12 protein-coding genes are annotated in these 13200 nt (G+C 69.3%); 6 read left to right on the top strand and 6 right to left on the bottom strand.

Translation table 11 applies throughout. The features are described 5' to 3' along the window. Window positions 1-5 precede the first annotated feature (5 nt). Both AC06FP_RS09205 and msrA read left to right on the top strand, forming a co-directional pair. Window positions 6-1763, top strand: a complete 1758-nt coding sequence (locus AC06FP_RS09205; protein ID WP_478075275.1) for a cytochrome c biogenesis protein DipZ — start codon at window positions 6-8, stop codon at window positions 1761-1763. Between the two features lie 16 nt (window positions 1764-1779). Continuing rightward, window positions 1780-2514 carry a peptide-methionine (S)-S-oxide reductase MsrA gene (msrA, locus tag AC06FP_RS09200; protein ID WP_478075274.1) on the top strand — a complete coding sequence of 245 codons (735 nt, stop codon included), beginning with the start codon at window positions 1780-1782 and terminating at the stop codon, window positions 2512-2514. A 74-nt stretch (window positions 2515-2588) separates the two neighbouring features. Here msrA and AC06FP_RS09195 read toward each other — a convergent pair whose 3' ends face one another. The 5 genes from AC06FP_RS09195 to AC06FP_RS09175 all read right to left on the bottom strand — a co-directional run bounded on the left by AC06FP_RS09195 (window position 2589) and on the right by AC06FP_RS09175 (window position 8032). Continuing rightward, window positions 2589-3206, bottom strand: coding sequence for a glutathione S-transferase family protein (locus AC06FP_RS09195; protein WP_478075273.1), 618 nt, complete (start codon window positions 3204-3206; stop codon window positions 2589-2591). A 93-nt stretch (window positions 3207-3299) separates the two neighbouring features. Continuing rightward, a complete protein-coding gene (locus tag AC06FP_RS09190) occupies window positions 3300-3758 on the bottom strand; it encodes a cell wall hydrolase (protein WP_055767569.1) in 459 nt (152 codons plus the stop codon). A 447-nt stretch (window positions 3759-4205) separates the two neighbouring features. After that, window positions 4206-6236, bottom strand: a complete 2031-nt coding sequence (locus AC06FP_RS09185) for a 2,4-dienoyl-CoA reductase FMN-binding domain-containing protein (protein ID WP_478075272.1) — start codon at window positions 6234-6236, stop codon at window positions 4206-4208. A 63-nt stretch (window positions 6237-6299) separates the two neighbouring features. Beyond that, window positions 6300-6926 carry a membrane protein YczE gene (gene yczE / locus AC06FP_RS09180; RefSeq protein ID WP_456118312.1) on the bottom strand — a complete coding sequence of 209 codons (627 nt, stop codon included), beginning with the start codon at window positions 6924-6926 and terminating at the stop codon, window positions 6300-6302. Between the two features lie 80 nt (window positions 6927-7006). Then, the gene (locus AC06FP_RS09175) at window positions 7007-8032 is read right to left on the bottom strand and encodes a zinc-binding alcohol dehydrogenase family protein (RefSeq protein ID WP_478075271.1); all 1026 of its coding nucleotides are present in this window, start codon (window positions 8030-8032) and stop codon (window positions 7007-7009) included. Window positions 8033-8417: 385 nt separating this feature from the next. Between AC06FP_RS09175 and AC06FP_RS09170 the strand changes: the two genes are divergently transcribed. The 4 genes from AC06FP_RS09170 to AC06FP_RS09155 all read left to right on the top strand — a co-directional run bounded on the left by AC06FP_RS09170 (window position 8418) and on the right by AC06FP_RS09155 (window position 11717). Then, the gene (locus tag AC06FP_RS09170) at window positions 8418-9524 is read left to right on the top strand and encodes an OmpA family protein (protein ID WP_456118314.1); all 1107 of its coding nucleotides are present in this window, start codon (window positions 8418-8420) and stop codon (window positions 9522-9524) included. A gap of 211 nt (window positions 9525-9735) precedes the next feature. After that, on the top strand, window positions 9736-10224 hold the full coding sequence (locus tag AC06FP_RS09165) for a hypothetical protein (RefSeq protein WP_456118315.1): 489 nt from the start codon (window positions 9736-9738) through the stop codon (window positions 10222-10224). A gap of 14 nt (window positions 10225-10238) precedes the next feature. Then, window positions 10239-11069 carry a pseudouridine synthase gene (locus AC06FP_RS09160; RefSeq protein WP_478075270.1) on the top strand — a complete coding sequence of 277 codons (831 nt, stop codon included), beginning with the start codon at window positions 10239-10241 and terminating at the stop codon, window positions 11067-11069. An 87-nt stretch (window positions 11070-11156) separates the two neighbouring features. Further along, the gene (locus AC06FP_RS09155; RefSeq protein ID WP_478075269.1) at window positions 11157-11717 is read left to right on the top strand and encodes a hypothetical protein; all 561 of its coding nucleotides are present in this window, start codon (window positions 11157-11159) and stop codon (window positions 11715-11717) included. A 121-nt stretch (window positions 11718-11838) separates the two neighbouring features. Here AC06FP_RS09155 and kbl read toward each other — a convergent pair whose 3' ends face one another. Continuing rightward, window positions 11839-13053: a glycine C-acetyltransferase gene (gene kbl / locus AC06FP_RS09150; RefSeq protein WP_478075268.1), complete on the bottom strand. Its 1215-nt coding sequence runs from the start codon at window positions 13051-13053 to the stop codon at window positions 11839-11841. Between the last annotated feature and the right edge of the window lie 147 nt (window positions 13054-13200).

Genomic DNA, 13200 nt, shown 5'->3' with positions numbered 1-13200 from the left:
ACTCCATGTTCCTGCTCCTGCTGGCCTACCTCGGCGGTGTGCTCACGCTCCTCAGCCCCTGCATCCTGCCGGTGCTGCCATTCGTATTCGCGCGTGCGGACCGGCCATTCCTGCGCAGCACCCTGCCGCTGCTGGCGGGCATGGCGCTGATGTTCGCCGCCGTCGCCAGCCTGGCGGCGGTGGGCAGCCGCTGGGTCGCGCAGGCCAACCAGGCCGGACGCTGGATCGCGCTGGCGGTGATGGCGGTCTTCGCGCTGGCCCTGTTGTGGCCCGCGCTGGCCAACCGGCTGCTGTCGCCGCTGCAGCGGCTGGGCGGGCGGCTGGACGCGTCGGCCGGCGAAGGCGGTGGCGTCGGCAGTTCGCTGCTGGTCGGCGTCGCCACCGGATTGCTGTGGGCGCCCTGTGCCGGGCCGATCCTGGGCCTGATCCTCACCGGCGCGGCGCTGCAGGGCGCGAACATCGGCACCAGCGGCCTGCTGCTGGCCTACGCGCTGGGGGCGGCGACGTCGCTGGCGCTGGCGGTGTGGATCGGTGGCCGCGTATTGGCCACGCTGAAGCGGCATCTGGGCGCGGGCGAGTGGATCCGGCGCGGGCTGGGCGTGGCCGCGTTGCTGGCGGTGGTCGCGATCGCGATGGGCTGGGATACCGGCGTGCTGACCCGGCTGTCGACGGTGAGCACCGCGCGCCTGGAGCAGGGGCTGCTCGATGCGCTGCCCGCGCAACGACCGGCGGCGGGCGCGTCGATGATGATGATGGCGGCGGGCAATGCCGCGCGGCCGGCGTTGCCGGTCGAAGGCACGCTGCCGTCGCTGGCCGGTGCCACCGGCTGGCTCAACAGCCCACCGCTGGATGCGCAGGCGCTGCGCGGCAAGGTGGTGCTGGTCGACTTCTGGACCTACTCCTGCATCAACTGCCTGCGCGCGCTGCCGCACGTGCGCGCATGGTACGAGCGTTATCGCGACCATGGGCTGGTGGTGGTCGGCGTGCATGCGCCGGAGTTCGCGTTCGAGCGCGACGTACGCAATGTGCAGCGGGCGGTGGAGGACCTGGGCGTCACCTGGCCTGTCGCGCTCGACAACGATTTCGCGATCTGGCGCGGCTTCGACAACCGCTACTGGCCCGCGCATTACTTCATCGATGCGCAGGGGCGCATCCGTGCTCATCATTTCGGCGAGGGCGATTACGAGGACGCCGAACGCATCATCCGCCAACTGCTGCGCGAGGCGGGCAACGCCTTGCCCGGCGATGCGGCGCCGGCGATGACGGTGGCCGCGGCGCCTGGCGGGGTCGAGCGCGAGGCGGACATGGACAACCTGCGCTCGCCGGAAACCTACATCGGCCATGCGCGCGCGGAGAACTTCGCGTCGCCGGGCGGGCTGCGCGCGGACCGCGCGTTCGACTACACCGTGCCGCCCACGCTGCGGCTCAACCAGTGGGCGCTGGGCGGACGCTGGTTGGTCGGTGACGAGGATGCGCGGCTGCAGCAGGCCGGCGGCCGCATCGTATTCCGTTTCCATGCGCGCGACCTGCACCTGGTGCTGGCGCCGGACGCGGCCGGCAGGCCGGTTCGTTTCAGGGTGCGCATCGATGGCCATGCGCCAGGCGCCATGGCCGGCGGCGACGTGAGCGCCGATGGCGACGGGCAGGTGGACGGCAATCGCCTCTACCAGCTGATCCGCCAGGGCGGCGCCGTGAAGGAGCGCAGCTTCGAAATCGAGTTCCTCGATCCGGGCGTGCGCGCCTACGCTTTCACCTTCGGTTGAAACAAGGAGCCCGGCGATGAAACCTGCGATGGACAAACTCGTTGCCGGTGGCGTTGCCGCCCTGGTCGCCGGCCTGCTGTTGCTCGCCGCATCCGGCCTCGACCGGCCGGTGCACGCCGCTTCCCCGCCGGTGAGCGTGCCGGTGCCCACCGGTGCCGCCGACCTGCGCCAGCCGGGCGTGGCGCATGCGCGCGTGGTGTTCGCCGGCGGCTGTTTCTGGGGCGTGCAGGGCGTGTTCCAGCACGTGAAGGGCGTGGAGAGCGCGGTAGCCGGTTACATCGGCGGCAGCGCGGCCGACGCCCGCTATGCGCGCGTGGGCACGGGCAGGACCGGCCATGCCGAAGCGGTGCAGGTGACCTACGACCCGGCGCAGGTCGGCTACGCGCAGCTGATGCAGGTGTTCTTCTCGGTGGTGCACGACCCCACGCAGCTGGACCGGCAGGGCCCGGACCATGGCAGCCAGTACCGCTCGGCGGTCTATGCCGACGACGCGCCGCAGCGCGCGGCGACGCTGGCCTACATCGACCAGCTGCGGCGCAGCGGCGTGTTCGCCGCGCCGCTGGTGACGCGGGTCGAAGGCGGCAGACGCTTCTACCCGGCCGAGGATTACCACCAGAACTATCTGGCCCTGCACCCGGACGCGCCGTACATCCGCATCAACGACCTGCCCAGGGTCGAGGCGCTGAAGCGGCAGTATCCGGCGCTGTACCGCGACAAGCCACGCCTGATCGCGACGCTGTCGGTGCGCTGAAGCCCGGCCCTGAAACGCAACGGGCCGCCGGTCGTGCAACCGGCGGCCCGTCGTTCATGCGGCAAGGCGTCCGCTTACTCCAGGCCTTCGGCCTTGAGCGCGGCCTGCACCGCAGGATCGGCCCGCATGCGCTGCTCGAAGCGGTCCAGCGCGTCCATGCCGGCCAGGTCGATCTTCAGGCCGCGCGCCCAGCGCAGGGTCACGTAGGTGTAGGCATCGGCGATGCTCGGGCGCGGCGTGCCGCCCAGCCAGTCGACCTGCGCCAGGCGGTCGTTGAGGCGCTGGTACAGGCCCTTGAGCTTGTCGCGCGAGTTCTGCTGGGTGCGGGCGATGACCGCTTCGTCCTCCAGGTACTTGGTCGAGCCGAAGATCGGGTAGTACACCGGGTGCAGGTCGGCGTTGACGAAGGACAGCCAGCGGTTGACCTCGGCGCGGGTGCGCGGGTCGCTGCCGCCCTCCAGGCCGGCGGCCGGCGCCTTGTCGCAGATGTAGTGCAGGATGGCCGCGTTCTGGGTCAGTACCCAGCCCTCGTCCTCCAGCACCGGGACCGCGCCGGCCGGGTTCATGGCCAGGTACTGCGGCGACTTCATGGTCGCGTGGTCCACGATCTGCACCTCGAAGGGCAGGCCGGACCAGATCAGCGCGATGTGGTCGGCCAGGGAGCAGGCGCCGGGTTTGGTGTAGAGCTTCATCGGGTACCTCGGGGGTGGAATGACCCCCGCATTATCGTCCCGGGCGCGTCGGCCGGTGTGACTGCTGGTACCGCTCTTGCGTGGCATTGCGCCTCAGGAGGCGCGCGGCTTGAGCGACTGCACCTTGTAGAAGGTATGCCCGCCGATGGTGGCGACCTGGTAGGCATTGCGCCAGCTGGGGCTGGCGATGGCGTGGGCGGCGAAGTGGCTGGCGCCCGGCACGATCTCCTTGCGCTGGCCGGCCGGCAGGGCCCAGTTGCGCTCGGCGGCGAAGGCCACGTCCACGGCTTCGGCCCAAGCGTCGTTGTTGCGCAGCTGGGTGTCCGGCGCCACCAGGGTGGGGGCGAACTGCTTGCGTGCGGTCACCACCTGGCACATCGAGTCGCCCCACAGCCCGCTGTCGAGGCGGCGCAGCGCGACTTCGGCCACGGCCTGCTGGCCGCGCAGGGTCTGGTCGCGGGCTTCCAGATAGACGGTGGTACTCAGGCACAGCGAATCGGCGGCCGGCTGCGGCAACAACTGCGACAGCCAGAGAATCCAGGCCAGTTTCATAGGTCTCCTTGCTCCGTATGGGCCGCAACCTGCCTGTTCCTCGCAATGGGAGGGGAACCGGAGGGCTGGGGCTTGGCGTCATGGGGAGGCGGCCATGGCATCGGGGCCGCCCCGTGGGCAGTCCCCGGTCACCGACCGTGGGGCTGCGCCGTGCTCACCAGAACTGGGGGGTGAGCGGAAAGTCGGCGCAAGGTAGGGGGGCTATCCCAAACTCATCCTGAATGCGCTTTCTTGACATTCAGCTTCGTTGCCTGGGCCGGAATCGTCGCCGACAGCCGGCGCGCGCGGCCCGCAATGTGGTTTCCATCACGAAAAATCGGCGTTTTTTGCCGCCGACAGGGGGCGCGTGGGCAGGGGACGAACGCTGTCCACGCGGTTGTGCCGTGGGGTGCCGTTGTTCACGTCCGGGCCGGCGCGAGGCCGGTACCCCTGCATGCCGGAACGGTGCTAGAGCGCGGCGGCCAGGCGGCTGCCTTGGTCGATGGCGCGCTTGGCGTCCAGCTCGGCGGCGACGTCGGCGCCGCCGATGACATGGGCGCTGACGCCGGCCGCCGCCAGCGCATCGGCCAGGGCGCGCATCGGTTCCTGCCCGGCGCAGACCACCACGGTGCCGACGTCCAGCAACTGCTCGGCGCCATCGGCGCGAATGCGCAGGCCACGGTCGTCGACGCCCAGGTATTCCACCCCGCCCAGCATCTGCACGCCCTTGGCCTTGAGCGTGGCGCGGTGGATCCAGCCGGTGGTCTTGCCGAGGCGGGCACCGGGCTTGCCGGGGCTGCGCTGCAGCAGCCAGACCTTGCGCGCCGGCGCTTCCGGCCGCGGCTGCGCCAGCGCGCCGCGGCCCTCGAAGCTCGCATCCACGCCCCATTCGGCCATCCACCGCGCCGGGTTCAGCGACGGCGAGGGGCCTTCCTGCACCAGGAACTCGCCCACGTCGAAGCCGATGCCGCCGGCGCCGATGATGGCCACCTTGTCCGCGGCCTGGACACGGCCCTGCAGCACGTCCAGGTAGCTGACCACCATCGGGTGGTCGGCACCGGGGAAATCCACCCTGCGCGGCGAGATGCCGGTGGCCACCACCACCTCGTCGAAGCCGGCCAGCATCGGCGCATCCACCCGGGTGCCCAGGCGCAGGTCCACGCCGGTGTCGGCCAGGCGGTGGCGGAAATAGCGCAGGGTCTCGTGGAATTCCTCCTTGCCGGGAATACGCTTGGCCACGTTGAACTGGCCGCCGATCTCGTCGGCCGCATCGAACAGGGTGACGGCGTGGCCGCGTTCGGCGGCGACGGTGGCGCAGGCCAGGCCGGCCGGGCCCGCGCCGACCACCGCCACGCGTTTTGGCGCACCGGTCGGGCGGTAGACCAGCTCGGTCTCGTGCGCGGCGCGCGGATTGACCAGGCAGGTGGCGCGCTTGTTGACGAAGATGTGGTCCAGGCAGGCCTGGTTGCAGGCGATGCAGGTATTGATGGTCTCCGGCCTGCCGGCGCGGGCCTTGGCCGGCCACTGCGGGTCGGCCAGCAGCGGCCGCGCCAGCGAGACCATGTCGGCCTGGCCATCGGCCAGCACCCGTTCGGCCACGTCGGGCATGTTGATGCGGTTGACCGCGATCACCGGCACGCCCACGTGCGGGCGCAGCTTGGCGGTGACGCCGGTGAAGGCCGCGCGCGGCACCGAGGTGGCGATGGTCGGCACGCGCGCCTCGTGCCAGCCGATGCCGGAATTGATCAGGGTGGCGCCGGCGGCTTCGATGGCGCGGGCCTGCCGCAGGATTTCTTCCCAGTTGCTGCCGTCCTCCACCAGGTCCAGCAGCGACAGCCGGTAGATGATGATGAAGTCCGGGCCGCAGGCCTCGCGGATGCGGCGCACGATCTCCACGGCGAAGCGCATGCGCCTGTCGGCGTCGCCGCCCCACGCATCGCTGCGTTTGTTGGTGCGCGGGGCGATGAACTCGTTGATCAGATAGCCTTCCGAGCCCATCACTTCCACGCCGTCGTAACCAGCCTCGCGCGCCAGCCGCGCGGCGCGGGCGTAGCTGGCGATCTGGCGTTCCACCCCCCGCGCCGACAGCGCGCGCGGGGTGAACGGATTGATCGGCGCCTTCAGCTTCGACGGCGCCACCTGCAGCGGGTGGTAGGCGTAGCGCCCGGCATGCAGCAGCTGCAGGCAGATGTGGGCGCCGTGGCCGTGCACGGCGGCGGTGACCTGCCGGTGCCGGCCCACTTCCCACGGCCAGGACAGCTTGCTGCCGAACGGCGCCAGCCAGCCGGCGATGTTCGGCGAGAAACCGCCGGTGACCAGCAGCGCGGCGCCGCCCGCCGCGCGCTCGCCGAAATAGGCGGCCAGCTTGGGAAAGTCGCGCACATGGTCCTCGAGCCCGGTGTGCATCGAGCCCATCAGGATGCGGTTGCGCAGGCGGGTGAAGCCCAGGTCCAGCGGGGCGAACAGGTGGGGGTAGGCGGTGTCGGTGGCGGGCGTCATGATGGATACGCTTGCGTACGGATCACCCCAGCGTGCCGCGAAACCCCGCCTGCGGCAAGGGGTTCAGTCCGCCGGCGGTGCCGCGGCCGGCGATGGCGCCGGAACGCGGCGGTCGAACAGGGGCAGCGTGATCCCGCACAGCGGCCCGATCAGCAGCGCGAAGGCCAGGGTGCCCAGGCCGGCGTTGCCGCCCAGGCACCACCCTGCCGCCAGCGCCGCCGCCTCGATCAGGGTGCGCACCTTCCAGATGGCCCAGCCGCTGCGCGCGTGCAGCCCGGTCATCAGCCCGTCGCGCGGCCCCGGGCCCAGGCGCGCACCTATATATAGGCCGGTGGCGATCGCCAGCAGCACCAGGCCCGCGGTGAACAGCAGCACCTGCCCCGGCAGTCCCTGCGCGGCGGGCACGGCGTACAGGCCGACCTGGGCGCTGGGACCGATCAGCAGCACGTTCAGCACCGTGCCCAGCCCCGGGCGCTGCCGCAGCGGCCACCACATCAGCAGGACGGCGACGCCCACCAGGTTGGTGACCAGGCCGAAGGCCAGCCCGCTGCGCAGGGAGATGCCCTGCGCCAGCACGTCCCAGGGCGCGATGCCGATACCGGCGCGTATCATCAGCGCCGAGGCGATGCCGAACAGGAACAGCCCGAGCAGCAACTGTAGCAGGCGCAGGACGAACGGAAAGGACGGCATCGGCATGGGGAAACGCGGGGAAAGGGGCGCGGGGAAGCGGCGGTCCCGCTTTCCACGCCCCGTGCCGGTCGTGTTGCTCCTCAGTCCCAGCCCTCGAGCACCAGCTTGCCGATGGTGCTGCCCGATTCCAGCAGCCGGTGCGCCTGGCGCAGGTTGGCCGCGTTGATCGGGCCAAGGCGCCGGGTCAGCGGGGTACGCAGTTCGCCGGCATCGATCAGGCTGGCGGCGCGGGTGAGGATGCGGTGCTGCTCGATCATGTCGGCGGTACGGAAACGCGCGCGCGCGAACATGAACTCCCAGTGGATGCCGATGCACTTGGCCTTGTACGGATCGCCGATGCGCAGGTCGCCGGCCGGCTCCACGATCAGGCCGACATGCCCCTGCGGCGCCAGCAGCTCGCCGAGCGCCTGCCAGTAGCGGTCGGTGTCGGCCAGGTTCACGGCCGCGTCCACCTGGTCGATGCCCAGCGCCTGCAGCTGCGGCGCCAGCGGCTGGCGATGGTCGATGACATGCTCGGCGCCCATCTGCCGGCACCAGGCACGGCTTTCATCGCGCGAGGCGGTCGCCACCACGGTGAATCCCGCATGGCGGCCGAGCTGGATCGCCATCGAACCCACGCCGCCGGCGCCGCCGATGACGAGCAGGGTCCTGCCGGCGTTGCGCCGCCCGTCCAGCTGGTAGGGCATGCGCTGGAACAGCAGTTCCCAGGCCGTCAGCGTGGTCAGCGGCAGCGCCGCGGCCTCGGCGAAATCCAGCGTGGTCGGCTTGCGCCCGACCAGCCGTTCGTCCACCAGCTGCAGCTGCGCATCGCAGCCCGGCCGGGTGACATCGCCGGCGTAATAGACCTCGTCCCCCACCTCGAAGGCGGTGACATCGGGGCCGACGGCCAGCACGGTGCCCGCGGCGTCGAAGCCGAGGATGCGGGGCGGAACGTTCTCGCCCTTGCCCGAGCGCCGCAGCTTGGTGTCCACCGGATTGACCGACACGGCCTGCACCCCGACCAGCAGGTCCCGCCCCTGTGGCGCCGCGGGCGAGGGCAGTTCGAAGTCTTCCAGGGCCTGGGGATCCTCGATTGGCAGGGAGCGGCTCAGACCGACAGCTTTCATGGAAAAAGTTCCGTTCGGTGAGGGGGAGGCCACCATGATACGCAGGGACGGTTCAGGCACAGATGACATCCAGCGCTGCAGGCATGACATCCGCGCCGCAACCCGGAGCCTCCCCGTGTCGCGGTCGGCGGCCCCGGAAACGCCCGTCAGGCCTGGCTCTTGCGTGTCTTTACCAAGCTGTATAGGGTTGCCATTCGCCGGTCATTCCGAAGTCCGGGGCTGCGTCATTTGTTACGCAGCTGTTAACGTCGTCTTCACGGGCCAGCGCATAATGTGCACCGCGTTGGCGTGCGGAAACGGCCATCTTTCGGACGCGACGAACGAAATCGCTGTGCTGGACCATGCCATTACCGGTTTCATACCCCCGAAACAAGGAGTTGTATTCATGAACAAGAAGATCCTTACCGCCGCGCTGCTGGGTGGTCTGGCATTTGCCCAGGCCGCGTCGGCCCAGGAATTCGACGACCGCTGGTACCTGACCGGTTCGGCCGGCTTCAACTTCCAGGACGGCGACCGTGGCACCAACGATGCTCCGTTCGGCACCCTGGGCCTGGGCAAGTTCATCAGCCCGAACTGGTCGCTGGACGGCGAGCTGAACTATCAGAACCCGAACTTCGACAAGAATCAGGACCTGAACTGGTCGCAGTACGGCGTGTCGCTGGATCTGCGTCGCCACTTCATCCAGGACGGCCGCGGCTGGAACCCGTACCTGCTGTTCGGCCTGGGCTACCAGAAGGCCGAGGAAGAGTACGTCATCAACTCGCCGAACTCGCCGGCTGAGCGCAAGGACGGCAACCTCGCCGCCAAGGTCGGCGTTGGTCTGCAGACCACCTTCGAGAAGCGCGTCGCCGTGCGTGCCGAAGTGGCCTACCGCGCCGATTTCGACGACCAGAGCGTGAACCCGCGCCTGGCCGGCAAGGACAACGACTGGTTCGGCGACGTGCTGGCTTCGGTCGGCGTCGTGATCCCGCTGGGCCCGGCTCCGGTCGCCGCCGTTGCTCCGCCGCCGGCTCCGGTCGCGCCGAGCTGCGCCGACCTGGACGACGATGGTGACGGCGTCAACAACTGCGACGACAAGTGCCCGAACTCGCAGGCCGGCCAGATCGTGGGTCCGGACGGCTGCCCGGTGCCGGTGTCGATCGACCTGAAGGGCGTGAACTTCGACTTCGACAAGTCGACCCTGCGTCCGGATGCCGTCGCGATCCTGAGCGAGGCCAGCGAGATCCTGAAGCGTTACCCGGAACTGCGCGTTGAAGTCGCCGGTCACACCGACTCGAAGGGTACCGACGCCTACAACCAGAAGCTGTCCGAGCGTCGCGCCAAGGCCGTGTACGACTACCTGACCACCAACGGCGTCGAAGCTTCGCGTCTGGTCGGCCCGATCGGCTACGGCGAGAGCCGTCCGATTGCTCCGAACACCAACCCGGATGGTTCGGACAACCCGGAAGGTCGCGCCAAGAACCGTCGCACCGAGCTGAACGTCCAGAACTGATCGGACGTATCGGTTGATTCGAGCAAGGCCCGGCGAAAGCCGGGCCTTGTTTTTTGCGTCGCAGGAGCGGGCGTGTCCGTGGCCCCGATCACCGGTCGGTCGCCTTTCATGGGCGCACGAGAACCCACTTTCCGCGAACCCTGCCACGATGGTTGAAAGCCCTGCGGGGCATGCCTACACTCGCGGCGTCCCTGCACGAATGGAAATACCGATGCTGCGTATCGCACTGGCCGGCGCCGTCGCCCTGGTCCTCGTTCCCGCCGCCCACGCAGCCGTCGATTGCTCGGCCAGCGCCATCGTGCCGCCGCCGCTGCCGGCCACGGTGATCGAGCCGGTCGCCGTGGAACTGTATGCCCGTCCGGGGCAACTGGGCATGCCGTCGGGTGTGCTGACCTCGAACGCCGGCGACGAGCAGTCGCTCGACCGCGTGCTGATGCGCCTGCGTGTGGAAAGCTGCAACAACGTCGCCAGCGCGATGCCGGCGCGGCCGGCGATCAATCCCAATGACCCGGCCGCCTATAAGCCGCAGACGCAGTACGACAATACGCCGTGGCGCTTCGACATGAGCCAGGGCGGCAAGCGCATGACCGCCGACGAGTTCGACGCCTGGATGAAGGCGCGCGGCGTGCGTGTGGTCAAGGCGGCAGCCCCGGCCGCCGAAGGCGCGGCCGAAGCCAAGCCCGCGCCCGAGGTCAAGTAACGCAAGCTGCCTGGATGCCGCGCAGGATTTCCCGCGATGCCCGCCCTGCCAGACAGGGCGGGCATTTCGTTTCGCCTTCCGCAACCGGCGCGAAGAAGGCCGCCGCGCCGCGCCATGGCCTGGCGCGCGTGCTGTCCAAGGCGGGCGTGTGTTCGCGCGCCGAAGCCGCGCGCCGGGTGCTGGCCGGCCGGGTCGCCGTGGATGGCCGGGTGGTCCGCGACCCTGAGTTCCCCGTCGTCCTCACCCGGCAGCGGGTCACGATGGACGGCGAGCCCCTGGTGGCGGCGCGCCGCCTGTACGTGGCCCTGAACAAGCCGCGTGGCCTGGTCACCAGCGTGCGCGACGAGCAGGGCCGGGACACCGTCTATCGCTGCTTCGATGGTGCCGGCCTGCCATGGCTGGCGCCGGTCGGCCGTCTGGACAAGGCCAGCGAAGGCCTGCTGTTCTTCAGCAACGATCCGGAATGGGCGGCGCGGCTGACCGACCCCGCGACGGGGCCGCTGAAGACCTACCGCGTGCAGATCGATGGCGTGCCCGACGCGGCGCAGCTGGCGCGCATGCAGGAGGGCATCGAGGATGCCGGCGAGCACCTGGCCGCGCACTCGGTTGCCGTTCTGCGCCGGAGCGAGCGCACCGCATGGCTGGAGATCGTGCTCGACGAAGGGCGCAACCGGCATATCCGGCGGCTGCTGCAGGTGCTGGGGTTCGAGGTGCTGCGGCTGGTGCGCGTGGCGATCGGGCCGGTGTCGCTGGGCGAACTGGGCAAAGGGCAGTGGCGCATGCTCGAGGCGGCGGAACTGGAAGCGCTGGCCGGCGCGGCTGCTGGATCGCACGCCAATTCATAAAATTCTCCATGTAATTCATGCAAATAGCTTGATTTCTTCAAGTGCATGATTAGGCTGTAGGCCTGTTCCCAGAGAGGTCGAGCGGCCATGCCAGCTTCCATCCGCGGTGTTTTCATGACGCACATCCCTGTGCGTCACCCTTTCGGGCGGCTTCGCCGTGAAGAACGGCCGTCCTGCCGTTCTTTCATGACGCACATCCCTGTGCGTCGCCTTTTGGGGCGGCTTTGCCGTGAAGAACGGCTGTCGTGCCGTTCTTTCATGACGCACATCCTTGTGCGTCACCCTTTCGGGCGGCTTCGCCGTGAAAAACGGCTTTCCTGCCGTTCTTTCATGACGCACGGCTCCGCGATGAAAAACGGCATTCCCGTTGCTTTTGCACTGGCGGCTGCCGCGGTTCTGGCCGGTTGCGCCTCGTCCGGCAAGCCGGTGGCGGTGGCCGTCGAGGAAAAGCCGATCACGGTGACGGTGGAGGCGCCGATGGCGGAAAAGGACGCGCTGGGCAACTACCGCTTCCTGATGCAGCAGGAAGGGCAGAACATGAGTGCCGACCAGTTCGATGCCTGGATGAAGGCCAATGGCATCCGGGTAGCGCGCGGCAATACGCCTGACGGGGCCTCCGCGGAGCCGGCACAGGCCGCCAAGAACTGAGTCGGCGTTCCCGCGGGCCAGCGTCGTGCACATGAAGCGTGGATGCCGGCGCAGCGTTCGCAGGCCGGATACGGAACAGGCGCCCTTGGGCGCCTGTTCTCGTCTGTGAAGCCGGGCCGGATCAGCCCTTGATGACGCCCAGCTCCCGGCCGATGCGGGTGAAGGCATCGATGGCGCGATCCAGGTGTTCGCGGCTGTGCGCGGCGCTCATCTGCGTGCGGATGCGCGCCTGGCCCTTGGGCACCACCGGGAAGAAGAAGCCGATCGCATAGATGCCTTCTTCCAGCAGGCGCTGGGCGAATTTCTGCGCCAGCGGTGCGTCGTACAGCATCACCGGGCTGATCGGGTGCACGCCCGGCTTCACGTCGAAGCCGGCGGCGGTCATCTTCTGGCGGAAATACGCGGTGTTCTCGGCCAGCTTGCGGCGCAGGTCGTCGGCCTTGTCGAGCATGTCGAAGGCCTTGATGCCGGCGGCGACCACGTGCGGCGGCAGCGAGTTGGAGAACAGGTAGGGGCGCGAGCGCTGGCGCAGCAGTTCGACCACCTCGGCGCTGGCGCAGGTGAAGCCGCCCAGCGCGCCGCCCATGGCCTTGCCCAGGGTGCCGGTGATGATGTCGATCTTCTCCAGCACGCCCTTGACCTCGGCCGAGCCGCGGCCGGTGGCGCCGAGGAAGCCGGTGGCGTGGCATTCGTCGATGTGCACCAGCGCGTTGTACTTCTTCGCCAGCGCGGTGATCTCGTCCAGCGGGGCGATGAAGCCGTCCATCGAGAACACGCCGTCGGTGGTGATCAGTTTGGTACGGCAGCCGGCGGCGTCGGCGGCCTGCAGCTGCGCCTCCAGATCGGCCATGTCGCAGTTGGCGTAGCGGAAGCGTTTGGCCTTGCACAGGCGCACGCCGTCGATGATCGAGGCATGGTTGAGCGCGTCGGAGATGATCGCGTCGTTCTCGCCGAGCAGCGGCTCGAACAGGCCGCCGTTGGCGTCGAAGCAGGCGGCGTAGAGGATGGTGTCTTCCTTGCCGAAAAAGTCGGCGATCTGCTTCTCCAGCTGCTTGTGCAGGTCCTGGGTGCCGCAGATGAAGCGCACCGAGGCCATGCCGAAGCCGTGGCTGTCCAGCGCGTCCTTGGCGGCCTGGATCAGGTCCGGGTGGTCGGCCAGGCCCAGGTAGTTGTTGGCGCAGAAGTTCAGCACGGTGCGGCCGTCGTCCAGGGTGATCTCGGCCGACTGCGGGCTGGTGATGATGCGTTCGGACTTGAACAGCCCCTGCGCGCGGATGGCGTCCAGTTCCTCGGCGTAGTGCCGGGTGAGCGGGGAAGTGTTCGCGGTTGCGGTCATGGCAGGGTCTTGCGGTGGAAGGAGTGCCGATTCTAGCGGTCGGGCGGGGTCGCCGCCGGTTTCATGGGGAATGGCTATAAGCGTCGCGGCCGAAGTCATTTCCCGGCCGGCGTGTGCGCCCGCAGCATCGACGCTCCCTCCCCACCC

Source organism: Stenotrophomonas sp. Steno-Z2, from assembly GCF_056393235.1.
Note: the sequence above shows the minus strand (reverse complement) of the source record. Positions and strands in the feature narration are given on the sequence as shown.

Excerpts from the sequence above, each read along its gene's own strand:
- AC06FP_RS09205 (WP_478075275.1), top strand. The coding sequence starts at position 6 with ATGTTCCTGCTCCTGCTGGCCTACCTCGGCGGTGTGCTCACGCTCCTC.
- msrA (WP_478075274.1), top strand. The coding sequence starts at position 1,780 with ATGAAACCTGCGATGGACAAACTCGTTGCCGGTGGCGTTGCCGCCCTG.
- AC06FP_RS09195 (WP_478075273.1), bottom strand. The coding sequence starts at position 3,206 with ATGAAGCTCTACACCAAACCCGGCGCCTGCTCCCTGGCCGACCACATC.
- AC06FP_RS09190 (WP_055767569.1), bottom strand. The coding sequence starts at position 3,758 with ATGAAACTGGCCTGGATTCTCTGGCTGTCGCAGTTGTTGCCGCAGCCG.
- AC06FP_RS09185 (WP_478075272.1), bottom strand. The coding sequence starts at position 6,236 with ATGACGCCCGCCACCGACACCGCCTACCCCCACCTGTTCGCCCCGCTG.
- yczE (WP_456118312.1), bottom strand. The coding sequence starts at position 6,926 with ATGCCGTCCTTTCCGTTCGTCCTGCGCCTGCTACAGTTGCTGCTCGGG.
- AC06FP_RS09175 (WP_478075271.1), bottom strand. The coding sequence starts at position 8,032 with ATGAAAGCTGTCGGTCTGAGCCGCTCCCTGCCAATCGAGGATCCCCAG.
- AC06FP_RS09170 (WP_456118314.1), top strand. The coding sequence starts at position 8,418 with ATGAACAAGAAGATCCTTACCGCCGCGCTGCTGGGTGGTCTGGCATTT.
- AC06FP_RS09165 (WP_456118315.1), top strand. The coding sequence starts at position 9,736 with ATGCTGCGTATCGCACTGGCCGGCGCCGTCGCCCTGGTCCTCGTTCCC.
- AC06FP_RS09160 (WP_478075270.1), top strand. The coding sequence starts at position 10,239 with ATGCCGCGCAGGATTTCCCGCGATGCCCGCCCTGCCAGACAGGGCGGG.
- AC06FP_RS09155 (WP_478075269.1), top strand. The coding sequence starts at position 11,157 with ATGCCAGCTTCCATCCGCGGTGTTTTCATGACGCACATCCCTGTGCGT.
- kbl (WP_478075268.1), bottom strand. The coding sequence starts at position 13,053 with ATGACCGCAACCGCGAACACTTCCCCGCTCACCCGGCACTACGCCGAG.